Raw genomic sequence first — 25,392 nt, forward strand, 5'->3', positions numbered from 1 at the left:
AACCAGCCATTTGTGCTACAGAGCAAATGGTTTGATCAAATATAAAGAAAAGGCCACCGAGAAATACTCGATGACCTTAATAGGCATTGCTAACGGTTAATCTTACTTACCATTCATTCTTCGTTGTTTCCCATAAACCAGCCTGTGTGCCAATAAGCTTACGCTGACCTTGGAACTCATCATACAAGTTCATGATCAATGTACTCGTTACACTATTGGATGCACCACTTATATTAAAGGACAGATCAAGCTTCTGATTCTTACCGATCTTCAGATTGTTGGAGTCTCCACTACCCATCTCTAAATCTTTAAGATTAAACACGCGCTCTACTGTTCCTCCACCCTCAGGTAACTTCAATTCAAGAATAAGCTTATGGCCTTCTGGATTCGTCTCTGCGGAGTTATCCTGGATAAGATCATAATTGATGTTCACTTGAATGCTGTCTGACTTTGGCATGGAAGTTGTTTTTACATTTTTAAAAGTAAGCGTAAATGGATTAACGGTAACATTTTGAATAGATCCTGGCTTCTTCGTCTTCTCATCAGGAAGCCAGAATGCTACGGGATTAATAAATCCGTCTGGTGTTTCCTTCGCTTCTGTTAGCTTGCCTGCTGTCACACCATCACCCACTAGTAAGTAAGCAGAAGATGAGCTAAAGTTGGTTGGAACATAGCTCCAGAATTCAAGAATTGCTTTATTGTTAGGACTAAGCTTGTTCGAAATTTGAGCTGCTTGTGCAGGATATAATCCACCATCCGTTGTCATAAAGTTACCGACTAGATTGGAAATATTCACATGACGCTTCTCATAATTCTCAACTTCGAATCGAGCCATTACCACGTTACGTGTCGCACCTTGATAAACTTTAGTCTCAAGTAGTTCGTACTTCGACTTGCGTCCTGGTTGATCGTTCGTATAACGGTCGCCTGGGCGATATATAGCATAAGATTGCGTTGGGTTCGTCACTGTGAAGTCAACTAGATCCGCAACTTCCTCATTGCTGCCTTTTTCCTGTAAAACAAGCTTCAAAGACTTATAATCCGTTGTATATGGAATTTTACCCACAACTTGCAGCTTCACAGTTTCTTTTGGTGCTAGACCAATTGCTTTGGACGTGTTAATCACATTCGCCTTAATCTCAAACGCGTCGTCGAGTACCAAGTAACCTGTTAGATCAGGAATGGACAATGACTTCACATCTTCATTCGTAAGAAGTATTTCTGCTGTTACGACATCATCACCCTCCCATGGTAGACGATACACTTCATTTAACTGTGCTTGATAATGACCCTTCTCACTGTTCAGATCAACCTTCGTCTTGACTTTCGAGGTTTCGGCTTGTACAACTTCAGGAAGAATGAACGTTAAAACCGGAATATTACGCTTTAATTCGGTCACATTCTGTGTCATCACCAGCTCCCAATTGTCTGAGCTATTGGACACTGGAATCTTCCCAGTTAGGACGTAGCTCTTGCTGTCTTTAGCTCGAAGTACCGCTGCTTTCTCTTCCTTACGATCCAGTGGATACAAAGTACCATCAGCTGTACGAATGCTGTACTTATAATCTGGTATCTCAACACTTTCAGATCCCAAATTCTTCATCTCAATTGTAACGGATGGGCTGTAATACTTCTCATTGGCTGTGCGATTGAATTTCGTAAGAGCTGCAATTAAACCCAACTCATTATTCTGAATGGGGCTTGATTCGCCGGAATCTATTTTGGCCAACATCGTATCATCAATTGTAATTTCCCCTACAGGGTTCTCAAAGTTCGGTTTGCTAAAGTCCCACTGGATGAACTCCAGTTTCATATCTTGAGGTTTAACAACACCGTTCACCTTTACAGAATAACTAATATTCCGTGTTAGGCTGGGCTGGATTTTATTTTTGTCTTTATTCACTGTATTTTGCTGTGCAATGATCGCTTGTCCTGAAGTTGTAGTCGTACGAACACGGTAGCCTGCCCAATCCACAACTTTGTCACTGTTATTGGATACGGACACAACGAACGATAGAACGCTATTGCCTTGCTCAACTAAACTCTGCACTTGTTTCACTTCAACTTGAACACCTTTAGCTACTTCCAAGACTTGAACAGGTGCGACTCCCACTGTCTCCGTCGCCTCAGCAGCATACGCATAAGGAGCAACACCACCCATGGCAAGTGTGATGCCTAATGTTGCGCTCATAATTTTCATTGATAATGGTTTCTTCATATAGACCTCCTCTATTTCATGTTCTTATTATACTCAATCTACACGCAGTGCATCAATTGGACGTAATTTCGCTGCCTTATTCGCTGGGAATAATCCGAAGACTACACCGATTACTAATGAGAAGGAGAACGCGAAACTAATAACTCCAAGTGAAATTGGAACTCGTAGATTGAATGCTTGTCCAAGTCCAAGAGCAATTCCAATTCCGATTACTACGCCAATGAGTCCCCCAGTTGCACCTAATAACACCGATTCGATTAAGAACTGCAGCAGAATATCCCGCTTCTTCGCACCTAGCGCCTTACGAACTCCAATTTCTCTTGTGCGCTCACTTACGGATACGAGCATGATATTCATAATTCCGATACCGCCAACAAGCAAGGAAATACCTGCAATACCACCAAGCACAGCCGTCATCGTCGCCATCATGCTCTCGTTCTGCTCCAAGAATTCTTGTTGATTGTAAATATGGAAGCCATCACCTGTTGGAGTCTTGAATCGCTTAAGTAAGTCCTTACGTAAACTTGCCATCACCCCATCGATGTTCTCAGCCGCATTTACTTTCACAACAAAGCTATTTATACCTGGATTTGCAAGAAGCCGCCCTGCCGTTGAAATCGGGATCATGAGCTTGTTATCTTGAGAGCCCATGAAGCTGGTTCCTTTAGACTCAAGTACGCCCACAATACGAAAAGCAATTCCATTAAGAATAACTTCTTTACCCATAGGATCAGCTAAACCGAATAAATTCGTCGCTGTCTCTGTACCAATTAGTGCTACCTTCGTTCGATTATTAACGTCCGCTTGAACAATAAATCGACCTTTCTGCACATGGAAGTTTTCCACCGTCTCATAATCCGGCACGACACCTTCTATAGGTACTTCCTTGTTTTTATTTCCACTCTTCGCTTTTACACTCCCACTAATAGTTGGAGAAATAGCAGCTACGTTTTCCTTTTTCTTAAGCGCCATTGTATCCTCAACACTAAGCGATGCATTCGTTCCTCGGCCAGTAATGTTCACATACAATTTTAAGATACCCATATCACCCATTTGATCTTGGATATTGTTCCCTAATCCTTTTCCAAGAGAAACGAGTGCAATAACAGAGAATACCCCAATAATCATTCCTAGAATTGTTAAGAACGAGCGGAGTTTGTTACTGATCATACTTTTCCAAGCCATCTTGAGTGCCTGCATTAGAATCATGAAGCAGCACCCCGATCCTCTGTAATTAAACCGTCTTGAATGCGAATGACACGGTTCGCCTGCTCTGCAATTTCAAGGTCATGGGTAATGATAATAATCGTATGACCTTTGGCATGTAGCTCGTGCATCATCTCCATAATTTCCTTACCCGTCTTCGAATCTAGTGCTCCTGTCGGTTCATCCGCAAGTAGAATTGGAGGGTTACCCGCAAGTGCTCTAGCAATGGCTACACGCTGCTGTTGTCCACCTGATAACTGCATCGGTCTATGACCTGTACGTTCACCAAGACCTACATTTACTAATGCTTGTGTCGCTTGTGCTGTACGTTCTTTTAACGACATTCCACGATAGATCAGTGGTAATTCTACATTCTCAAGTGCCGTCAACTTTGTTAATAAGTTAAAGCTTTGGAAAATAAACCCGATCTTTTCATTGCGAACTTGCGCTTGCTTATTCTCCGACATCCCACTAACTTCTTTACCATCCAGAAGGTAACTGCCAGAGCTTGGGACATCCAAGCAACCGATCATGTTCATCAGCGTCGATTTACCGGAACCCGATGGCCCAACAATCGCAACAAACTCCCCTTGTGCAATTGAGAACGTGATGCCTTTAAGAATAGGGACTTTTTCCCCTGCCATAACGTATGTTTTGACTAAATCTTTAATCTCAATGAGAGGTTTATCCACCATCCTATTACTCTCCTTTAGCTCCATCTCACCCACCATGAGTTACGACAACGGCTTCACCTGCTGGCGCATCCATCATTTCACCGAAATTTCCAGGCCCACCTGGTGTCATATTCGGCAGAACAACTTTCTCACCAACTTGAAGTCCACTCACAATTTCAATGAAGCTCTCATTCTGAATACCGACTTGTACTTCCCGCATTGCGGATGCTGGCGCTCCTGTTGGTTTCTTGTCTTTAGCTGGTTTCGCGCCATCAGTAGCTGGGGCTACTTCCTCTACCTTAACGAAACTCTTACCATCCATCTGCTGAACAGCCTCAATAGGCAATATGATTACATCATTCTTTTCTTCGATTTTTACGACCGCACGAGCAGACATTCCTGCTTTAATTGAGGTTGCATCTTGGCTGCTATCTACACTAAGCGTGATTTTGAATACAGAAATTCCATTCTTAGCTGTACCCTCGCTTGCAATCTTCGTCACTTTTCCATTAAAAATCTTACCTGGTGACGCATCCACTGTAATGTGCGCAGCCATGCCTTCCTTGACTTTAAGAACATCCATCTCATCAACTTCAATGTCGATTTTTAAATTGCCGTAGTTCACGATTTCACCAATCGCCGCACTGCCCGCAACCGTATCACCGACTACGTTATTAAGTGTAATAAGTTCACCATCAATTTGAGCAACTACAGGTGCAGGTGGCTTCTGATCATTCTGCAAAGATTGAATCTTACTCTTCGATAGATCAATCTCTAGCATCTGCTTCTTGATGTTAATTTTCATCTCTTCAATCTTGGTCTCATCTGTATTTTCCTTTAATGCTTGTTGAGATGATTCCAAATCCATCTCTTTTTTTAATAAAGACAACTCTTCTTGCTTGAGTTCATCTTTCAAATTTTTAGCTTCATATGTAACGAGCACTTGCCCCTTTTTCACTTGATCGCCTTGCTTAACAGAGAAACTTAGAATTTTACCGCCGTCACCTGCTTTTACACTCTGTTTCTCCGCAGATGCAATTGCACCAGATCCACCCACACTCACTTGAATCGATCCTTGCTCTACTTGTGCAGTGTTCGTAACCATCGGCATCACATGACTGGAATTAGCGAGAAAGAACCACGTACCCGCCCCTGCTAAAACAACTGCAATCCCCAGCGATATCAGTATCCACTTCTTCTTTTTACTACGACCTTCATTTTCCATAAAATTAACTTGTCCCCCTTCTCCACATACATGCAAGCCTAGGTAACCATTTAAGCCTCTATTTTTCTAGGCCAACCTTAAGGATAAAAAAAGTATTATTGCGTTCAAGCACAGCCACAATCAATGCGAATATTTTCACTTATTCACAAATTTGCCACCAATGCCAATACATACTAATGTTAATGTATCCTATCTCATCCTAACTGAACATAGCCCTAGGACTGTACGCAAACCTCGACTTTAGTCGGGGGAGCTGTTAGAAATAACCTTTTTAAGCACATTTATAGCCAGGTTTTGCGTCAGGATCAAAAAAACAGACCATTTGCTTACAAGAAGCAAATAGCCTGTCTACACATTACTCAATTATTTGATTGCATAAGGCAACTTGAATGTCCATAGTTCCGTACCGTTCGTTGGTAAATTGCTGTCGATACCGAAGTCGTTATCGTTGATAATCACAAGCGTATTGCCGTTAACAAGTGACACGCCTTCAATCTTCTCGTACGGGTATTTGAACTCTACTGCATCTAGTACCGTGCGTTTCGCTACTGGCAGGATTGCGTTCTTCTTCAATTCTTGCATGCTCATTTGCTCAAGTGTCTTGCCCGCTTGTTTCGCATCGTCATACTTGCCGAGAACATTCGTCGCATCCGAGAGATCTATCGCGAAAATACGTTTCAATTGCGCTTTATCACCGGAGAACTTGTCGCGCTCGTCGATTAGCAGCGTGTTCTCGTTAATAGCTACCATGTCAGATAACACGATGTCTCCTTGTACTAATCCCTTAAATGGCGTAGCATCCTCCAAGACGTAGACGAATTCCCCCACTGGTTTGAGTGTAGCAAGATCAAACTTCATGATTCGAACTTGATGGGAATTATCCATCGTCTTGTCCAGATTACGAAGTGCATTCTGCATCGCCATGAACATATATTTGCCGTCCGGCGTAATACCTACGGATTCAGCTCCACGATTCTGACGTAGCTTATTGTAGACAGCCGGCAACACTTCGCGCGCAGGAACGAGTGGCGTCTTCACTTGTGATGCCCAGCCTTGCGGCACGATGCGTTCGATGATCGTACCGTCACGCTTCACGTGAACGATGGATGGACCGTATTCATCCGAGATCCAGAACGTATCATCTTTAGCATTGTAGGCGATCCCTTCGATATCCAATCCGTACGGATCATACTTGATTTTCTTCTCTGCTTTCGCATCATATGGCACTTCATCGCGACCATCGATGTTCGGCAAGCCTGTGATCGTCGATTTGCCAGTCGTCGGATTAATACCATTTACCTTAAGAGGGATTTCCTCAAGAATTTTGATTTCACCGTTTTCAACTTTAATTTTATAGATGGAAGGCGTATAGTCTGGCAACGGGAATGTACGGCGAGATTTGCCATCGACATCAATCTGTCCGTTCGGTCCACGATCTGCTGTGGAATAGAAGACGTTATCCGGGTCGCCAGGAATATGCGTCAACGAGGAGCCGACGCCCATTTTGATACCTTTTGCTAGGTCAGGTGCCTTTAGTTCATATTTGCCAGTTAAGACGGGCTTGTCCGTTAGAGCAACACTACCACGGAACTCATCCCAATCCACATATTTGCCTGTTACTTCACTTAAGGAGCGAAGAGGCAGATAGAGCTTGCTATCTAAGTTAACTGCAGTTGTCGATGGTGTCACGGATTGGCCGTTACTCGTGTACTTAATCGAATCGTTTGTTGTTCCCTCTACATTTGCGGCAGTTGCAATGCTCGCGTTCGTAAGTGTCAGCGCAGCTACTGCCGTTATCATCCATTTTTTATTCATGTGTTTACTCCTTTATGTTCATGTTATAAATTGATCATAAAGGAGAATTATTTGCGGTATGTAAAATTTACGTGGATCTAATTTTAAGGTTTTGTAAATGAGATAAGTTATGCAACCAAATACCGATAAAGAAGCAATTTCATTTACACTTATGGACATCTACATTTTTAATAAAAATAAGTTTCACTATATACATACCCTAGGAATACTCGCTACTGACTTCTCATAATAACGATTCTCTCCATGAAAAAAAGGGGGTCCTTAGACTCCCCTCTACCCCACAATCTCCCCAAGTACCTTCGCGATACTCTCATTCACCACATAATTCGCCAGACGATCCATTGGCGTTGTACTCTTGTTAATTAAGATAAACTTATCACCGCTATAGTACCTCACAAGCCCTGCCGCTGGTTGCACCGTTAAGGAAGTCCCCGCTACGATTAGCACATCTGCTTGCTGAATGTAGGTCGCTGCTCTTTGCAGTAAGTCCATATCCAAACTCTCTTGATAGAGCACTACATCCGGCTTCACCACACCACCACACTGTGTGCAAGTCGGAACTTCATGTGTATCATCTACAATAAACGCGAGTGGATAGAACGCCTTGCAATCCATACAATAGTTCCGATGTACAGTTCCGTGCAGTTCTAGCACATTCATACTACCTGCTAATTGGTGCAGACCATCAATATTTTGCGTAATGATCGCTTTCAGCTTCCCTTGCTTCTCCAGTTCGACGAGCGCTTTATGTGCTGGATTGGGCTGCGCGCTTGGATGCAACATTTTCCCCTTATAAAATTCATAGAATTTGTCCGTCTGTCCCATGAAAAAATCTCGACTTAAGATTTCCTCTGGCGCATAGTTGTGACCTGTGTTCGTATTATACAAGCCATCTGCCGAACGAAAGTCTGGAATCCCACTCTCTGTCGACGTTCCCGCTCCCCCGAAGAAGACGATATTTTCGCTCTGCTCAATTATCTGCTTCAATTCCGATACGCTCATGTAAACTCCCCCTATTACTGCCGAATCTTTTCCAATATTATACCACGAAAAAATACCATACAAAAAAGACAGCACCTATGTGCTGCCTCCGTTTACGCTTCCCGCTTGGTTGTATCGAACTGCTCTTGAATCGTCTGCGACAAACCTTTTAAGTTAACGACTTCATCATTGATTTGATGAGAGAAGCTCGTCTGTTCATCTACGCTCGTAAAGAGCTGCTGCAGTGATGCCAAATTCTCTTCAATCACTGCTGTTATGTTCATCATCTCTCCTGATATTTCGTGCGACTCGGTCTTAATCTGTGAGATGGATTGATTCAAGCTATTCGTGTATACCCTAATTTGGCCGATTGACTCTTTGACCGCTTCAAAATTCGTCATTGTCATCTCAGCCTTCTGTACCGATAGCTGTGTTGCCGCTTCACCAAGTTCAATCTGTTTCCTTGAAACTTCACTCTCCGCTTGGATCATGCTCAAGATCGCTTCAATCTGCTCGGCCGCTTGATTGCTTTGACTCGAAAGCTTCCGAACTTCACCCGCAACAACAGCAAAGCCAGCTCCATGCTCACCTGCACGCGATGCCTCAATAGCGGCATTAAGCGCGAGTAAATTCGTCTGTCTAGCAATCTGCTGAATGACCGTAATGATATTCCCAACCTGATGTGTCGATTCGGATAACTTCGTAACCGTCGCTGAAGTCTGTTCCATGGATTTCGATACGACGAGAATTTGTTCAAATAACGATTGGATATGCTCGAAGTTATCAAGAATTACTTGCTCTGTCGCCGCTGCCTTATTGTGCATATCCGAAGAGTCTTCAGTCGTTTTATCAATACGATCATTAATCTCGACAATACTACTCTCCATTTGAGCTAAAGAACGACTCTGATCTTCCATCCCTGCGGAAACTTCTTTAAACGCAATTACGATTTCCTGCCCTGTATGTATGTTCTTGGATGAATTATCCGCAACGATAACAGCCGATTGTTCAAGACGATCCGATAATTTCTTCACATTCGATAGAAGTGTGCGAATCTCACTTTCCTTCTCTTGCTTCTCTTGTTCCAATTGGGCTGAGATCTTACGCTTAGATACAGTCTGCACAATCGTGACATGTGAAGTAAGTATCAAGAATACCGCATGTATCGAGATCATCGTCCACGAATAGGAAGATACTCCAAACACAAGCTCTGGAACAAACAGCAATCCGATTAAGTGCTGGACTGCAAATAGAGCAGTCATCGTAACGATCAGCTTCACCTGTTCATAATAAGCAATACAAGCCAGTACCATAAAGATAGAGAAATGGAACTCAATTCCACCCCCACTACCACTTATAATCGAAAAACTAGCAAAAGTAAGTGTTAACGTGACGGATAGAGGGACCCATTTGGTATCATTGCTATTTTTCATATAAAACAATATTCCAATTATTAAACATACAACTGGAATTATTAGCAACATATTCAATAATAATGGGTAGGTCGCCGGATGGTCTTCCACGTGAACAGCCCCATGCATCCCCATCGAATCAAAAAGTTTCATATAACGATGCATATAATGAACCAGCAAACTGATCATAACTGCCCCTGCTGCAAAACCAAGCATCAACCTATTTTTCTTAAAAAACATAACGAATTGTACTTCCCTCCATGTAAATTTATGCACGTAATTTTACCATGCTGAAAGGAAATAGCAATGAATAATTTTATAAGATCGGATTAATCCATACTTTCCGTATTTCCGCTTAGCACACGGTACTTTCCACTCGCATATAAAAGCGGTTCTCCCTCGTTTAACTCTATATCTGTAACCTGCCCAATAAACAGCGTATGATCTCCCGCCTCATGTGCTGCGACGAGATCACATTTCACAATTGCAAGCGCCCCATTCAGAACTGGAAACCCATCTAGATAGGCAAACTCCACTTCTTTTTTTAACTGATTAGCAAATATCATGGAGTACTCCTGCTGCTCACTGGACAGAATGTTAACCGCATACTTCTTGCTCTGCTCAAGCCTTTGGAACATTGACGCCTTATGCGCAACAGATACCAATACAAGCTTTGGATCCAGCGATACGGACATGAATGCATTCGCCGTCATTCCATACGGGACTCCTTCACACTCCGTCGTAATTACCGTGACACCAGTTGCGAACTTCCCCATCGCTTTCTTAAACAATTGATCATCCATTCGAACATCCTCCTTAAGTAATTAGAATCTAATACGATTATATCCTTCATTTCTATGCTAAAAAAGAGACTTGCATGAAGTCTCTTCCCCTATCAACGATCATTATTTCGTTAGCTATCTTTAAGCACAGACAACCCGAGTGCAATAATGCCTTCGATTGGTTCATTACTAGCCGTGTACAATTGGGAGAGTGGCGCAAGCTTTTGCAGCTTCTCTATCAACAATTCCCGCATGAAGTCGCCATTCTCAAGCACGCCTCCTTGCAAAATAATTGTAAACGGCGAATCCACAAGTCCTAGCTTCTTAATAACGGTGCTTACACCTAAGAACAATTCTTGAACTGCCGCTTCTAACAATTCCTTGCTCACCTCATCACCTGCAAGGTAAGCCGTTCGTACCAGCTTTTGTAGACCCGCAATTTGATCAATCGTAGCATCGGCACTGTACGTCCAATTAAATAATTCCTCGGAGTTTTTTACATCTAGATGAGGGAATATCCACTCGCTTAGTCTCGTCGGCTTTCCTCTACCATCCTCCGCATACAAAATGGCTATAATCGCCTTCTTCCCGATCCAATATCCGCTTCCCTCGTCTCCAACGATATGTCCCCATCCTCCGACTCGGGTACGCTCACCTTGTCCATTGATCCCAAAGACGATTGAACCTGTACCCGCAATAACAAGAACGCCCGCCTTTCCACTTGTCGCCCCTAGAAGAGCAGCTAGACCATCATTTTCAATGATGAGCTGATCAACTTTGATGTTAAGTTCCGCCAGCACTTCCTGAACAAAGAAGCTAATGATCTCACGGTCATAGTCCGTATCCAATCCAGCGAGCGCAAACACTGCACACTCGACTACAATGGAAGAAGATTCACTTCGATCCCCCATTGCCTCATATTCATGTAGAGCATCACGTATTGCAGAGATCAATTCTTGCTTAACTACAGCTTGACCAACACTTTGATAATTACAAGAACCCGACCTGCCTGCTCCTAAGAGGTTACCCCTTTCATCCACAAACATAGCAACACATTTGGTCCCCCCACCATCTACAGCTAGTAGAGGGATCTGTACAGCCATTCTTACTTGCTCCACTCCGTAATCACCTCATCCAGATGCTGCAGAGCTGCCTCGCACTTTTCTGTAGATTCATGAAGCCACTGACGATTTGCTTGTAGTCGTAGTTTACGATCAGTGATCATGCGCTCCATTTCTTTAGGACTTGGGCCACCAGGTAAGGACCGGATGTTGACAAAGTGTTCAGGGTCAAGGGATTGCTGCAAGATCACTTCATCAATAGACAGTTCACGACCAATAACTTGGATCGCAACTTCGTTAACTAAAGGTAAAGTAATCTCATTAGCTGCAAGTCCTTGTTCTAGTGCTTTCTTAACAACTCCACTCACAATGTGATGCGATTTACGGAAGGAAAGTCCATCCGTGCGAACGAGTGTATCCGCAAGCTCAGTTACTGTAGCAAAGCTGCCCTCTGTACGTTTGCGAAGAACCTCTTTGTTTACTTCCATTGTTCCTATAACAGCTGCAAGCAATCGGTACATTTTTTCTAAAATTTCTAGAGATTTCCATGCATAGGGCTGCATGTCATCTTCTGTATCGACAATATCACCGAACGGGGTATTATGTATCATGGTCAGTACAGCACTTGCATTCCCTACACAACTGGATAACAAGGAGCGCATGTGCTCAAGCGATACTGGATTTCTTTTTTGCGGCATAATAGAACTGATCTGAACATAAGGAGCTGATACCTTAAGCACACCAAACTCCTGTGTACTCCATAACAGTAAGTCTTGTGTAACTCGTCCTAAATTGGTGGCTGCTAGCTGCACACAGCTCGCGATCTCACCTACATAATCGGCTCCGCCAATCGCATCATACGAATTCTCGACGAGTCCTTCGAATGCGAGTAAATCCATCATTTTCTCACGATTAATAGGGAAGCCCGATGTTGTCAGTGCTGCTGCGCCCATACTACTGCGATTACAGTTCATGTACGCTGCAATTAACCGACGAATATCGCGACTTAATGAATCAACGACCGCCATGATGTAATGTGCCATTGTCGTTGGTTGTGCCTGCTGCGTATGGGTATAACCGATCATTAAGGTATCCACATGCTCCTCAGCAAATGCAAGCAAATGCTCCTTTAAATGCAGGGCTGAACCTAGCGTAATTAGCATCTTCTCACGCAAAGTCATCCGGTAGATTGCGATTCCCATATCATTACGGCTTCTGCCTAAGTGCAAATTACCCGCAATATCCCCCGCTTTATCTAACAATTGTTTCTCAACTTGGAAAAATAAATCTTCAAATTCGCCTGTGTATGTACACTTGCGAAGTCCATCCAGATCTAGATCCGTAATGGCGTTGGCAATTGCATGAGCATCTTCAGGTGTAATCAAATTCTCCTGTAACAACATGATTAAATGCGCTTTGTTAATGGCCATCATTGGCCCAAGTAATTGCTGTTTCGCTTCATTAAAAGCAGGTTCTAATACGACCTCTGTATATGTTTTACCTGGAAAGCAACTGCCTTCCTCTGCAATAATCTGTTCACGAAATCCCATTATGCACTCATCCTCCATCTGACAGATACGTTTTTTTTGGGAGAGGGACTGGGTTCAAGTCCCTCTCTTCATCTCTATTTATATTATTGCTTTTGACTGATCATGTTGACGAACATGCGGATTGAACCTGGAACCAAATTCGGAATTTCACGGTACCATACAATTGAGCTGTAAGAATAAGTTCCTTTTCCATAAGGTGCGGTTAAATAGGTTCCCGTAAATTCTGCCTCACCCGGATCGCCATTGGAGATGAGCTCTGTATACTCTTTACCCCACTCCGAAGGATTGTAAGCCGAACGGTCTTGAATCCAGTTGTCCCAGTCTTTATCTGTAATTTTGTTTGGATAGTTAAAAATTTTGTGATCAGGTGCTAGCATCGTCACCTTGGATGTTTCATCTGTTACACGCCACTTAATAAGTGGTGCACCGATTTTAATCGGATAAGGTGCTAAATCTGGTGTCCATTTATCTTCCGGTTTGTGGTACTGTACGACAAGATTGCCGCCATTCTTCACATAGTCCAGTAGACGTTGATTGCTCGGGATCAGTTCAGGACGGAACGCGTAAGCACGAATCCCTAGTACGATAGAATCAAATTGAGACAGGTCGCCGAACTGAATATCTTTCTCTTCCAGCTTCACAACATTTACCCCAACTTGGCGTAAGTACTGATCAATGTTATCAAACCCACTTGAGACATAACCCACTTTGATTTTGTCAGGAACGACGAGATCGAATGCCTCGATCTTTAGTTCTGCAGGTTGAACAAAGTATGTTTTACCAATGTGAGGGTAAGAGATAACTTGTGCGCCTTCTGTACTCTTAACGTCACCACTTTGCGCCACTGCCTTAATCGAATAACTTCCATTCTTCACATCGGAAGAAGGCGTAACCGTAAATGCAACGGATTTCGTTTCTCCTTTTGCCGCAAAACTTAAGTTTTCTACAGCCGGCTCTGCTTTCCAACCATCTGGTAACTGCAACGATAATGAAGCTTTAGCAGCACCCGGATTGTAGTTACGAACCGTTACTTTGACTGGAATTGGATCACCAGGCTTTAACGTGTTAAGCACAGTTGCACTTGGATTTAAGGACATTGAGAACGGAGGAAGTACTGCTACCGCCACATCAGGTGTCACTTGCAGATCCGTCGTAACCGTATAGCTCTCGTAAGATACATTTCCCGTTACAACCGGTTTGTCGTAAGGTTTGAATCCAGAAGCGTTCGCTGACACAACCACTTCATAAACAGCTGATGCGGTCTCATTCTTACTTAATTTCTTAAATGTTGTTGGTCCAGTAGCCTTTGCTGTCCAACCCTCAGGTACATTGAGTTTCAAGTTCACATTCTTGATGTCAACATCCCCACCGTTATAAGCAGTCACTGTCATCTTCGTTGTCTGACCTGGCACAAGTTCTCCTGTCTCAGGTTTTACCTTCGCTACGAATGAAGCCGCTTCTGCACTTGCCTTGTTTAGTTGATCTTCTTTCACATGTAAGCGATAAGTAAGATCGGTCTTGGTTGCTTCGTCTAAACCAGACTTCTGAATGTCTGCGAGTGTGCTAGCGACATCAAGCTTCATTTCTTGAACGTCATGCGCAACGTCTACAAATTTAGGATAAGATGCGATAATGTCATTCGCGTCTTTTTGAAGTTCGCGCAGCCCTTTCGCTACTTGCGTATCTTTGGATTTCGCTTCAATTTCTTTGGCTAAATCTTCGAATGTGAACGCAATCCCATCGAACAAATCTTTCTCTTTATCTTTCCCTTTAACAATCGAGGAGTCTAACTTGTAATAGGTAAAATTAGGCCCTTCACTTACAATGCGCCCCATTCCTTGGCTCTTGTGCATGAAGCGAGACTCTTCGCCAAGCTGTTCATACGTAGCCCCATAAATTTGATCGTAGTCGCCTACAGGTACGGAGACATTGAACTCCTTCTTATCAGCTGGCAGGTACAATTTCTTGATCTGCCAAGGCTGCAAGCCTTTTTTCAAATGTTCAGGAAAAATGTTCGGGTCAGCTGCATCTTTGTATGCACGTACGGTAATGACGTTAATCGCGCGATGATGACCATGTGTGGAGTCTTCATTTAAGAAGGCAGGAATGACGACATCAGGACGCAATTCACGAATCTTACGAATCAAGCGTTCATAAGCAACGGCGTCTCCCCATTTTTGCAAAGTTTCGTCTGGACTCTTCGAGAATCCAAAATCAAAGATCGGATCATTCAATTGTTCGCTGAGGTTCGCAAGTGTGATGTTCGTAATCTTGGAAGCTTCTTGCAACTCGCGAGTCCGTATAATACCAAGCGCGTTTCCAAGTTCACTGCCAATTTCATTCTGTCCACCCTCACCACGGTTCGCAATAACACTTGACGTATTAATGCCTTTTCCAAGTGAGAGATAGGCTAGTGTCGCACTGTGTTCATCATCTGGATGAGCGCCCGTATTCATCGCACTTGCGATCGTAGTAAGCGGCTTAATCGACTTCCACAGATCAACAATCCCACGATCTGCAAGCGCAGGTTTCGGTGTCACGGTCAACAACGCACTACCCACCAATGTTACGCATGTAATCATGGACAATAATTTCGTGAATCGCTTCGCTTGACTCATAGTTTTCCTCCCTTAATCCATTCATCTATCACAACGTGGTTCAGATTCCTAGGTAATCCCCACATAATGATCCAACTGTTAAATGGCGGAACTAGCGTTATCTCCAGTAATTTTGCGAGATACGAACAACACAATGATAATAAGTAGAATCTGTAGAACCCCATAAGCACAAGCTGTACCGAAATCAAATGCATACATCCGCTGGAAAATCTCTACGGAAATCGGAACTGTCTTGGTTGTAAAAAGAAGAATAGAGGACACAAACTCACCCATCCCTTGCACAAATGCAAGCAATGTCCCTGCCAGAATCCCACTTAGTGCCATTGGGAATACGACACGTCGGAAGCTGTACCACCAAGAAGCGCCAAGATTCCGCGCTGCTTCCTCAATTGATGCGTCCATCTGAATCAGTGTTGCAGACGTCGAACGAAACACAAGCGGTAAATGACGAACGAAATACGCAAGCGGCAATATCCAGAACGTCCCGATTAATACCTGATTAAAGCTAAATACAGAACGCTCACTGAAAGCGGAAATTAAGTTAACAGCGACTACCGTTCCTGGAAGTGCCCAAGGCAGCATGATCAATAATTCGAGCAAGAACTTCCCTTTGAACTTCAAGCGAACCATGGCATAAGCTGCCGCAACACCGAAGATCACAATTCCGACAACGGAGATTGCACTCATCTTAAAGCTGTTCAGAATAGGTTTCCATGTCCTACTATCTGTGAATAAGTCCAAGTAATGACTCATCGTATATTCAGGAGGTAATATTTGCACCGTCCATGTACCATCGACCGAGAAAGAGATCAGGATAAGCACAAAGATTGGAAGCAATAGAATAATGACACCAATGACAGATAGCGTAAGTGCAACATATTTTCCAATCGCACTCTTCACTTCTGTACGGTGTACACTAATGCCCTTACTCATGTTCTGATAGTTACGTCTACCTTGATACCAGCGCATAAGTAGTAAGAATAAGATTGATACCACGGATAAAATAGTCGATTGTGTGGAAGCCATATCTAGACTTCCATTCGTCCGTGACAAGTAAATTTGCATCGTCATCGTACGTTCAATGCCGAAAATTAATGGAGCTGTATAAGAAGCCATTGAGATCATAAACACGAGTAGGGATGATGCAATTAAGGCCGGTGTAAGCATCGGAAGAATGACTCTGCGCCATACATACAATCTTCCTGCACCTAAACTTGCTGCTGCTTCTTCTAGAGAGGGGTCAAGCCCTTTAATGGCAGCTGAAGCGGTCATGTAGAAGTACGTGTACATCGTAAATGTATGTACCATGATGACACCCCAGATTCCTTTTAAAGAAAACGGCACTTTATCTAAGTCAAAAAGTAATTTGAGCGCCCGTGGGATAATCCCGCTCTCTCCGTATAAGAAGGTAAAAGATAATACGCCAATAAGTGGAGGCAACGCCATCGGAACAAGTGCAAGTACCATTAAAATTTTGCGACCGGGAAACTCATAGCGTTCTAGCAAGAATGCCATCGCTACACCGACAATGCCGCATGAAATCACACTGAGTACCGAGATGTAGATACTGTTCCATAGCGCTTCTAGATTAGCCGTATGTTCGAGCGAGAAGAACTTCGCATAATTCTTAAAGGAATACTCACCCTTGATCAGCACACCATCCATGAATGTCTGATAGAACGGAAACACAACGTAAGCCAGCAATACGATAAATAAAGGAGCAACAAGTACATAAACAAAGTAGCGGGATGAGGTTACCGATTGCCAAGTTTTCACTTGTGGATTCTGTGTTTGCAGCTGTGGTTTCATATTCGATCCCCTATTATCCTACAAAGAAGATACTTTCTTTTGGAATATGAAAGGAAATTTGCTCACCACGTTCTCGTAAGGTATGTCCCTGATTGATGAACATCGCTTTTAACGAAGCATCCCCTACTTGGGTAATATAATTAACGCTAACTCCCGTAAATTCGGAGATTATTACTTTTCCTGTCACGATGTTTCCTTGACCCGTTTCTCCTGCTTTATGTTCGGTTACAGATTCTGGTCGAATGGATAAGGTGACTGAAACTCCTACTTTGAGAACTTGGTCGTTGGAAGCTTGATGAACAAGTCCGCACAGTACAAGATCCGGTGAGATACGTACGTATGCCTCATTCCCCTCAACACGCTCCACAATACCTTCCCATAAGTTGGTTTCTCCAATAAACGATGCCACAAAGCGATTCACTGGACGATTATATATATCTTGAGGACTTCCAATTTGCTGAACAACGCCGCCTTGCATTACCATAATTCGATCGGACATAGACATCGCTTCTGCCTGATCGTGCGTAACATAAATCGTCGTGATTCCCAGCTCCATCTGGAGTCTCTTTATTTCCAACCTTGTTTCTTCTCTTAATTTAGCGTCCAAATTGGATAATGGCTCGTCTAACAGTAAAATCTGAGGCTCAATCACAAGCGCTCTCGCCAAAGCTACGCGCTGCTGCTGCCCACCGGATAATTGATCAATTCGTCTTGTTCCATAACCATCTAAATGAACTTGTTTTAGTGCACGCTCTACTTTTTGAGCAATTTCAGGCTTCGATTGCCGTCTCACTTGTAACCCAAAGGCTACATTCTCATATACCGTCATGTGTGGAAATAAAGCATAGTTCTGAAATACCATTCCCGTATTGCGTTTGTTTGGTGGAAGATTCGTTACATTCTGATCCCCAAATAATATGCGACCCGAGCTTGGATAGTAAAATCCAGCAATCATACGCAGTGTGGTTGTTTTCCCGCAACCACTTGGTCCAAGGAAGGTGAAAAATTCACCCGGTTTGACTTCAATGTGGACATCTTCTACACCTTTTGCACTCCCAAATTGCTTGCCTACATGATCCAATGTGACACTGATCAAGATGGTATCCCCCTTGTTGTATGAATGAGGCGGAGTTCGCACTCCGCCCAGCTTCGATAATTATTTTTTTGCACCTTTACCTTTGATGCTTTGATCCCAATAGTCCATCCACTCTTTTTCTTTGGATGCCATGACAGACCAATCAAGCGGAAGCTGCTTCAGTTCAAGACCTTTTAACCAAGCAGGTAATGTTTCTTTCTTAAGGTCACTACGAGTTGGAATTTGATACAATTTCTCTGCAAGTTCTGCGCGAAGTGTTGGCTCAAACAAGAATTCATAGAATTTCTTGGCTGCTTCTTCGTTCTTACCGCCTTTAATCATCCCCACGCCATCTACGAGAATAGGCGCGCCACTCGTAGGATAGATGAAGTCAAATGGTTGATTTTTCGTTTCTTTTTGCAACATGATATCTTGTAAGTTCCATAAGGATAAGGAACCTTCTTGACGAGCTAATTTCAAATATAAGTTCGTTGGATCTTGTGCGTATTCTTTCGTGTTCGCATCTAGTTTTTTCAACCATTCGTAACCCTTAGCTGGATCAGCAGCACCTTGGCGATGAATCATTGCAGAATAGATCGTTCTCATCGTACCGGATGCTAATACCCCACGAATAATGATTTTGTCTTTATACTTCGGATCAAGTAAATCATCCCAATCTTTCGGTGCATCTTCCTTCTTCATCGCAGTTGGATTGTACATAATCACTTCAGGAAGTAACATCTCCCCATACCAACGGTCCTTAGCATCTTTATGGGTTGGATCAATGCTATCAGCAAAGCTTGGCTTGAAGCTCTTCAGCAAATCTTCGTCTGCTGCTGTCATTAAAGCTGATTGTGTGCCTCCCCACCAGAAATCCCCTTGCGGATTCGCTTTCTCCCCACGTACACGCTCCAAAATTTGCTGTGCACCCATGGTTAGAAATTCAACTTCAATACCCGGATTTTTTTCTTTGAATTTAGGAATAACAACATCTACAACATTCTTGTCTCTTCCTGTGTAAATGACGAGCTTCTGACCTTCTGCCGATTTAGTTGCAGCTGGCTGAGGCGATGATTGATCTGCCGGCTTGTCTGCAGCAGTTCCTCCACCACACGCTGTTAATGCAAGTACCATAGAACCTACTACAGCTGTGTTAAGCAATACCTTCATTTTTCCTAATGCAAGTTTCATTCTAAATCCCCCTTAAGCAGCTTTTAAATGGTTGCACTTTTATTTGGAAACGATTCAAGAACGCTATGTACGGCACCAGCAATCCCAGCTTGATCCCCTAATGAGGCAAGTCGAATTACAGGTACAACTGGAACCCAATTAGATAGCCATTCACGAATCGTTTGAACCCCTTGTTCTTTAATGTAGAGCATCTCTCCGCTTAGAATTAAGAGCTCAGGATCAAGTACACTGATAATATTGGCAATCCCATAAGCCCATTTGCGATATAGCTCATCCAGTAATTCTTGTACACCTTCTGTTCCCTGCTGCGCATGAACAACAAGTTGTTCTACAATACTTACCCCTTCTTGGATTGAAGGAAGTAGCTGACTCGCCCTCGCATATATGGCAGGTACTGCGTAATTACTCTCGAAAACCCCGTAATCACCCGGTCTTGGATTATTCGAAGGACCCACCATCATATAGCCGATTTCACCTGAAGCTTCATGAGAACCTCTGTAAAATTGACCATTGATGATAATACCAGCACCAATCCCTGTACCCACATACATGTTCACTAAGGTTGACATTTCTTTGCCAGCACCTTGGTAATACTCACCCAGTGTCATCATGTTGACATCATTATCAATGGTTACAGGTAATCCAAGCCTCGCTTCAATCTCCTGTTGAACAGGTAGTCCCATCCAGCCCGTACTGGGCGAATAGCTGATAGTACCGCTGCGTTTCTGTGTGACACCGGGTAATCCAACCCCCATACCGAGAAGTCTGCTCTTGTCATAATGGGTCTGTGTTAATAATTGTTCCAACCCAATCTCAAGACCCTTAATCGCCATCTCTCCGCTTGTAGGTTGTGGCAATGTTGCTTCATATTGCGCAAGAAGTTCTCCTTTTAAATCAGCAAGTGCCATTCGAATCGTACTACCCTCAAACACTGCGCCAACAACGCCAAAAGCTTGTGTATTGTACTCTAGAAGCATAGGCTTGCGCCCACCTTTGGATGCACCTATTCCTACTTCGCAAATTAAACCTTCGTTAATCATTTCATCAACTAACGCAGAGACACAGGGTCTGCTAAGTTCAGTTTCCTTTGCCAGATCTGCTCTGGACATCTGCTTCTGTTTTAATTGAAAAAGAATTCCTTCACGGTTCATCTGTTTCACATATTTGGTATTTCCTGTTTGCCCACGACCACGCATTCGAAACTGCTCACCACCCTTAAGTTAGTTAAAATAACTAACAAAGTATTCTGATTATTAAGTCTATTGTATGCGCTTTCAAATGTCAACACTTTAATTTAGCAAATTTAAAATTTTATTTGTTTATTATTAATGGCGATTATTACCTGAAGTAAGCAATTGACATTTTTGGTGGACAAATATATAATCACCCTATCAACTACATTTGTAGTCATGAAGGAGGAACAATATGAATCACACACCTAAAATCTCAGATTCCGAATGGGAAATCATGCGAATCTTATGGGAACAATCTCCACGTACAGCCAACGAAATCATTGCCATCTTAAACGATGATACATACTGGAAACCGACCACGGTGAAGACGTTTATTAGCCGACTCGTAAAGAAAGATGTTCTCGGCTATAAAGAAGAAGGACGCTCCTATTATTACTATCCGTTAGTGGAGCAAGACGAATGTTTACGAGCAGAGAATCAATCTTTCTTGAAAAAGATTTACGGCGGCGCATTAAAGCCTATGCTCGTGAATTTCCTACGTGAAGAGGACAGCCTCTCCCAAGAAGACATTGCGGAGCTTAGACGAATGCTCGATGACAAAGAGGAGAAGAAATGAGCGAGTTGTGGGAATGGGTACTCCTCACATCGGTAATGGGAACCGTACTTGCGGGAATAATCCTCGCTGCTAGATGGGTACTTCGCACAAAGCTTACGCCGAACTGGCATTATATGCTGTGGATGCTGCTCATTGTTAGACTCTTGCTGCCTTGGACACCTGAAAGTCCGCTTAGTGTATTTAATCTACTATCGAGTCACGATGTACAGAAAGTAGATCTGAGCAGCCAAATCGATAAAGCAAATTCTATTCATTATGCAGATCCGAATCTAGATCCAGCTGTTGCCAGGCAACATGAGCGTCAGAAATCGAACAGCACAAGAAAAGAAATAGAAGACGGACAAGCAGAAACGTTTGATTTTACGTGGCTTGAAATAACGGGGTTGATCTGGATTGCGGGTGTACTCGTCTTAAGTGGAAAGACAATATTATCTACTTATCTGTGGAATAGGAATATGCGTCGTACAAAGATACTGACTCCTAGCCACGAAGTGTATCAAATGTATATGCAAGTGAAGGAAGAACTGGGTATACGCCGATCAATCCCGATTCTGATTTCTGATCAATTAAAGACACCTGCTCTATCTGGATGGATGCGCCCAAGAATCGTAATGCCTGCATCACTCATGGACACTTTATCGGTTGAAGAGATTCGTCATATCATGATTCATGAACTCATGCATGCTAAGCGCCATGATATCGCGATAAACTGGATCATGCATGGATTGCTAATTGTTCATTGGTTTAATCCCATTCTATGGCTGGCTTCCGCACGGATGCGTGAAGATCAGGAAACTTCCTGCGATGCTCGCGTACTGCGCTATATCAGACCTGAGCAATCTCTCGCTTATGCACATACCTTAATTAAATTAATTGAACATAATGCCAAACCAAAGCGTGCAGTCGGAATTACCCCTATCACTGGAACGAAACAACAATTGCTACGGAGGCTCACCTTGATTAAACAAAATCATAAATACAACCGTTCACTGAAATGGTCCATTCTTGGACTAACCGTCGTCATTCTCATTAGTGTACTCGCATTAACGAATGCGAAGTCAGGATGGCTCAGCACATCTATCTCGAAAGATGAAGTTCGGGAGTTAATGCGTAATTCTGTTGATCGATTCGCAGGTTTACAAGGTTCATTTACAAATACAGAAGGAGAGTTGATTGAGTTTAAAGTCCTGCAAGGCGACCGTCCATTTAGCTATGTGAAGAAGGGCAATATAGAAACCATTTATAAACTATACCATTCCTATACACGAGAGAATGGCGAATACACCAATATCAGAAGCTTTCTAGAGCCAGCTGGGCGACCAACGCCAAAGAAATATCCTGTATTACCAGATGTTCCAAGACGTGATCAAGCGAAATCTGGCCTCGCCGAGCCGATTGTTGCTCCTGAATATGCTGCAGTTGATTACTTAAAAGATGATACGTTATGGAGCATTCAGGATGAGACAAGCATGTTAGGCAGATCTGTCATTCGCATCGGTGGTGAATTGCCGAATGATATGAAAGCTAAACTTCAGGCATACCAGTTCACCATGTGGATTGATAAGGAAACAGGTGTCTTGTTAAAACGTGAAGTGATGGATACAAGTGGTAAGATAACACCTGAGATCACCGTTCAGGAAATTGATTTTAATTCGAACTTCGAACCCCTGGATTATTTCGTTCTGACTGCAGATGAATACAATGAACTCGGTCAAAAATTTCTTCCAATAAAAGTCGAACCCTTCTTCAACTAACAAACCCAAACAGCCTCCCTCACAAACGTGAGCGGAGGCTGCTTCATTTCATTTTCCAAAACGTAAACTACTTCTTTACTTCTTCCGTATCCCATGAGCCTGCCTGCGTACCGATCAGCTTACGCTGACCTTGGAACTCATCGTATAAGTTCAAGATGAACGTATTCGTGACACTTGATGATACACCAGGTAAATTCACAGACGTTTGGAATTGTTGATTCTTACCGACCTTCAGCTTACCAGGGTCAGCATCGCTGGCATCGAGGTCTTTCATCGCGAACGATTTCTCGAAGGTTTGATTGCCTTCTGGCAGTCTGAATTCAAGTATGAGCTTGTGCCCATCGGAGTTGGTCTCGGCTTGCATGTCTTTGATCAGATCGTAATTAATCTTCATCTGCAAGCTATCGGACTTGGATACAGTCGTCGTAACGTCCTTAAACGTGAGCGTATACGGATTCACCACAATTTTATTAATCGCACCTGGCTTGTTAGTGGATTCCTCCGGCAGCCAGAAAGCAACAGGGTTAATGAAGCTATCCGGAACATCTTTCGCTTCACTTAACTTCCCTGCAGTGACACCATCCCCAATCAGAAGATACGCCGATGAAGGGTTAAAGGTCGTCGGTACATAGCTCCAATATTCCAGCACCGCCTTGTTATTCGGGCTAAGTTTACTTGTAATAGGTGCCGCTTGTGCGGGGTATAATCCTCCATCTGTCGTCATGAAGTTACCTACAAGATTCGAGATATTCACCTGACGCTTCTCACTATTCTCGACTTCTAATCGTGTCATGATTACATTACGGGTTAAGCCTTGATACATCTTCGTCTCCAGCAGTTGATACTTCGTCTGATGACCCGGTTCCGTATTCGTGTAGCGATCACCAAAGCGATAAATCGGATACGATTGTGTTGCATTATCAACTGAAAAATCAACCAGATCATTCAACACGTCGCCGTCCCCTTTTTCCTGAAGAACCAGCTTTAATGTCTTGTAATCCGTTGTGTATGGAATCTTGCCTGTTACCTGCAATTTAATCGATTCGCGCGGCGCTAGCCCGATTGCCTTGGAAGAACTGATCACACTCGCTTTGATCTCGAACGAATCATCAAGCAGCAAATTACTCGATAAAGATGGGATTGGCAGTGATTTAACATCCTCATTCGTGATTACAATCTCTGCAGTGACGATGTCATCCCCTTCCCAAGGCAGACGATACACTTGACTTAGCATTGCGCTATATTGCCCCTTCGAACTATTCAGTTCTACCTTCGTCTTCATCGGTTGCGTCGTCATCTGTGCCACTTCAGGTAAGGAAAATGTAAGAACAGGAATGTTGCGTTTAAGCTCTGTCACATTCTGAGTCATTACGAGCTCCCAGTTGTCTGGATTGTTTGCAATTGGAATTTGACCTGTCAACATAATTGTCTTGCTGTCTTTTGCACGCAGTGGTGCCGCCTTCTCTTCCTTACGATCAAGTGGATACATGATACCCTCAGCCGTACGGATACTGTATTTGTAATCTGGAATATCCACGCTCTCGGAACCTAGATTCTTCATCTCCACGGTAACCGAAGGGCTGTAATACTTTTCATTCGCTGTCCGATTAAATTTCGTAACGGCTGCGATTAACCCTAGTTCATTGTTCTGGATCGGGGTCGATATTTGAGAGGCTGTCTTCGGAATCATCGTATCATCAATCGCGAGCGTACCAACTGCGCTCTCAAAATTCGTTTTGCTGAAATCCCATTTGATGAAGTCGAGCTTCACATCCTGTGGTTTAGCGACTTCGTTCATTTTGACAGAGTAGCTGATGTCTCTTGACGTCCCTGACGCAATTTTGTTCTTGTCTTTACTCACCACATTTTGCTGAGCAGTATACGTATGACCCGTACTTGATGTCGCACGAATGCGGTATTCCGACCAATCCACCACTTTATCACTGCTATTTACCACAGAAACCACGAACGATAAGATGCTGCTGCCTTGCTCCACCAGACTTTGTACTTGTTTCACTTCGAACGTAACATCCTTCGTCACTTGCAAAATATTCGGTGCTGGCGCTACCGCCGTAGTCTCCGCTCCATCTGCTGCATACGCATAGGATGCTAGTGGACTTAAACTAAGGGTAACCCCAAGTGCAGCGCTCATCATTATGATTGAAAAATGTTTCTTCATACAAGCCTCCTCTAATACGTGATCTGCCTACTT

General features: G+C 43.3%; 18 protein-coding genes. 2 read left to right on the plus strand and 16 right to left on the minus strand.

What is annotated here, in order from left to right; genetic code table 11:
* Positions 1–106: 106 nt before the first annotated feature.
* The 15 genes from NV379_RS15185 to NV379_RS15255 form a co-directional block, all read right to left on the minus strand.
* Entirely contained in the window at positions 107–2,218 is a 2,112-nt protein-coding gene (locus NV379_RS15185) for a hypothetical protein (protein ID WP_258208172.1), read from the minus strand.
* A 33-nt stretch (positions 2,219–2,251) separates the two neighbouring features.
* Positions 2,252–3,427, minus strand: coding sequence for an ABC transporter permease (locus NV379_RS15190; RefSeq protein WP_258208173.1), 1,176 nt, complete (start codon positions 3,425–3,427; stop codon positions 2,252–2,254).
* Positions 3,424–4,119: an ABC transporter ATP-binding protein gene (locus NV379_RS15195; protein ID WP_258208174.1), complete on the minus strand. Its 696-nt coding sequence runs from the start codon at positions 4,117–4,119 to the stop codon at positions 3,424–3,426. Before NV379_RS15195 ends, NV379_RS15190 begins: the two co-directional genes overlap by 4 nt.
* A gap of 25 nt (positions 4,120–4,144) precedes the next feature.
* Entirely contained in the window at positions 4,145–5,323 is a 1,179-nt protein-coding gene (locus NV379_RS15200) for an efflux RND transporter periplasmic adaptor subunit (RefSeq protein ID WP_258208175.1), read from the minus strand.
* Between the two features lie 363 nt (positions 5,324–5,686).
* The gene (locus NV379_RS15205; RefSeq protein ID WP_258208176.1) at positions 5,687–7,138 is read right to left on the minus strand and encodes an esterase-like activity of phytase family protein; all 1,452 of its coding nucleotides are present in this window, start codon (positions 7,136–7,138) and stop codon (positions 5,687–5,689) included.
* A 273-nt stretch (positions 7,139–7,411) separates the two neighbouring features.
* Positions 7,412–8,140 carry an NAD-dependent protein deacylase gene (locus NV379_RS15210; protein ID WP_258208177.1) on the minus strand — a complete coding sequence of 243 codons (729 nt, stop codon included), beginning with the start codon at positions 8,138–8,140 and terminating at the stop codon, positions 7,412–7,414.
* Between the two features lie 92 nt (positions 8,141–8,232).
* Positions 8,233–9,771 carry a methyl-accepting chemotaxis protein gene (locus NV379_RS15215; RefSeq protein ID WP_258208178.1) on the minus strand — a complete coding sequence of 513 codons (1,539 nt, stop codon included), beginning with the start codon at positions 9,769–9,771 and terminating at the stop codon, positions 8,233–8,235.
* 89 nt (positions 9,772–9,860) lie between these two features.
* A complete protein-coding gene (locus tag NV379_RS15220; RefSeq protein ID WP_258208179.1) occupies positions 9,861–10,334 on the minus strand; it encodes a flavin reductase family protein in 474 nt (157 codons plus the stop codon).
* 110 nt (positions 10,335–10,444) lie between these two features.
* Positions 10,445–11,431 (minus strand): N-acetylglucosamine kinase, encoded by a 987-nt coding sequence (locus NV379_RS15225; RefSeq protein ID WP_308860294.1) that lies wholly within the window; start codon positions 11,429–11,431, stop codon positions 10,445–10,447.
* Positions 11,419–12,924, minus strand: coding sequence for an argininosuccinate lyase (argH, locus tag NV379_RS15230; RefSeq protein WP_258208180.1), 1,506 nt, complete (start codon positions 12,922–12,924; stop codon positions 11,419–11,421). Before argH ends, NV379_RS15225 begins: the two co-directional genes overlap by 13 nt.
* Positions 12,925–13,007: 83 nt before the next feature.
* Positions 13,008–15,542: an NEW3 domain-containing protein gene (locus tag NV379_RS15235; RefSeq protein WP_258208181.1), complete on the minus strand. Its 2,535-nt coding sequence runs from the start codon at positions 15,540–15,542 to the stop codon at positions 13,008–13,010.
* Positions 15,543–15,620: 78 nt separating this feature from the next.
* Positions 15,621–17,351: an ABC transporter permease gene (locus tag NV379_RS15240; protein ID WP_258208182.1), complete on the minus strand. Its 1,731-nt coding sequence runs from the start codon at positions 17,349–17,351 to the stop codon at positions 15,621–15,623.
* Between the two features lie 13 nt (positions 17,352–17,364).
* Positions 17,365–18,447 (minus strand): ABC transporter ATP-binding protein, encoded by a 1,083-nt coding sequence (locus NV379_RS15245; RefSeq protein WP_258208183.1) that lies wholly within the window; start codon positions 18,445–18,447, stop codon positions 17,365–17,367.
* Positions 18,448–18,507: 60 nt separating this feature from the next.
* The gene (locus tag NV379_RS15250) at positions 18,508–19,617 is read right to left on the minus strand and encodes an extracellular solute-binding protein (protein WP_258208184.1); all 1,110 of its coding nucleotides are present in this window, start codon (positions 19,615–19,617) and stop codon (positions 18,508–18,510) included.
* Between the two features lie 23 nt (positions 19,618–19,640).
* Entirely contained in the window at positions 19,641–20,813 is a 1,173-nt protein-coding gene (locus tag NV379_RS15255) for an ROK family transcriptional regulator (RefSeq protein WP_258208185.1), read from the minus strand.
* A 229-nt stretch (positions 20,814–21,042) separates the two neighbouring features.
* Here NV379_RS15255 and NV379_RS15260 point away from each other — a divergent pair, with 229 nt between their 5' ends.
* Together NV379_RS15260 and NV379_RS15265 are read left to right on the plus strand one after the other, a co-directional pair.
* Positions 21,043–21,426: a BlaI/MecI/CopY family transcriptional regulator gene (locus NV379_RS15260; protein ID WP_258208186.1), complete on the plus strand. Its 384-nt coding sequence runs from the start codon at positions 21,043–21,045 to the stop codon at positions 21,424–21,426.
* Entirely contained in the window at positions 21,423–23,180 is a 1,758-nt protein-coding gene (locus NV379_RS15265) for a M56 family metallopeptidase (RefSeq protein ID WP_258208187.1), read from the plus strand. The genes NV379_RS15260 and NV379_RS15265 overlap by 4 nt, the downstream gene beginning before the upstream one ends.
* A 67-nt stretch (positions 23,181–23,247) precedes the next feature.
* Here NV379_RS15265 and NV379_RS15270 read toward each other — a convergent pair whose 3' ends face one another.
* On the minus strand, positions 23,248–25,359 hold the full coding sequence (locus NV379_RS15270) for a hypothetical protein (RefSeq protein WP_258208188.1): 2,112 nt from the start codon (positions 25,357–25,359) through the stop codon (positions 23,248–23,250).
* Positions 25,360–25,392 lie beyond the last annotated feature (33 nt).

The organism is Paenibacillus radicibacter (assembly GCF_024721995.1).
GTDB classification, from domain to species: domain Bacteria; phylum Bacillota; class Bacilli; order Paenibacillales; family NBRC-103111; genus Paenibacillus_AM; species Paenibacillus_AM radicibacter.

What these genes read in the sequence shown, in the direction of transcription:
- NV379_RS15210 (WP_258208177.1), bottom strand. Translation starts at nt 8,140, where the DNA reads ATGAGCGTATCGGAATTGAAGCAGATAATTGAGCAGAGCGAAAATATC.
- NV379_RS15260 (WP_258208186.1), top strand. Translation starts at nt 21,043, where the DNA reads ATGAATCACACACCTAAAATCTCAGATTCCGAATGGGAAATCATGCGA.
- NV379_RS15205 (WP_258208176.1), bottom strand. Translation starts at nt 7,138, where the DNA reads ATGAATAAAAAATGGATGATAACGGCAGTAGCTGCGCTGACACTTACG.
- NV379_RS15220 (WP_258208179.1), bottom strand. Translation starts at nt 10,334, where the DNA reads ATGGATGATCAATTGTTTAAGAAAGCGATGGGGAAGTTCGCAACTGGT.
- NV379_RS15255 (WP_258208185.1), bottom strand. Translation starts at nt 20,813, where the DNA reads ATGCGTGGTCGTGGGCAAACAGGAAATACCAAATATGTGAAACAGATG.
- NV379_RS15270 (WP_258208188.1), bottom strand. Translation starts at nt 25,359, where the DNA reads ATGAAGAAACATTTTTCAATCATAATGATGAGCGCTGCACTTGGGGTT.
- NV379_RS15240 (WP_258208182.1), bottom strand. Translation starts at nt 17,351, where the DNA reads ATGAAACCACAGCTGCAAACACAGAATCCACAAGTGAAAACTTGGCAA.
- NV379_RS15195 (WP_258208174.1), bottom strand. Translation starts at nt 4,119, where the DNA reads ATGGTGGATAAACCTCTCATTGAGATTAAAGATTTAGTCAAAACATAC.
- NV379_RS15235 (WP_258208181.1), bottom strand. Translation starts at nt 15,542, where the DNA reads ATGAGTCAAGCGAAGCGATTCACGAAATTATTGTCCATGATTACATGC.
- NV379_RS15250 (WP_258208184.1), bottom strand. Translation starts at nt 19,617, where the DNA reads ATGAAACTTGCATTAGGAAAAATGAAGGTATTGCTTAACACAGCTGTA.
- NV379_RS15215 (WP_258208178.1), bottom strand. Translation starts at nt 9,771, where the DNA reads ATGTTTTTTAAGAAAAATAGGTTGATGCTTGGTTTTGCAGCAGGGGCA.
- NV379_RS15185 (WP_258208172.1), bottom strand. Translation starts at nt 2,218, where the DNA reads ATGAAGAAACCATTATCAATGAAAATTATGAGCGCAACATTAGGCATC.
- argH (WP_258208180.1), bottom strand. Translation starts at nt 12,924, where the DNA reads ATGGGATTTCGTGAACAGATTATTGCAGAGGAAGGCAGTTGCTTTCCA.
- NV379_RS15265 (WP_258208187.1), top strand. Translation starts at nt 21,423, where the DNA reads ATGAGCGAGTTGTGGGAATGGGTACTCCTCACATCGGTAATGGGAACC.
- NV379_RS15190 (WP_258208173.1), bottom strand. Translation starts at nt 3,427, where the DNA reads ATGATTCTAATGCAGGCACTCAAGATGGCTTGGAAAAGTATGATCAGT.
- NV379_RS15200 (WP_258208175.1), bottom strand. Translation starts at nt 5,323, where the DNA reads ATGGAAAATGAAGGTCGTAGTAAAAAGAAGAAGTGGATACTGATATCG.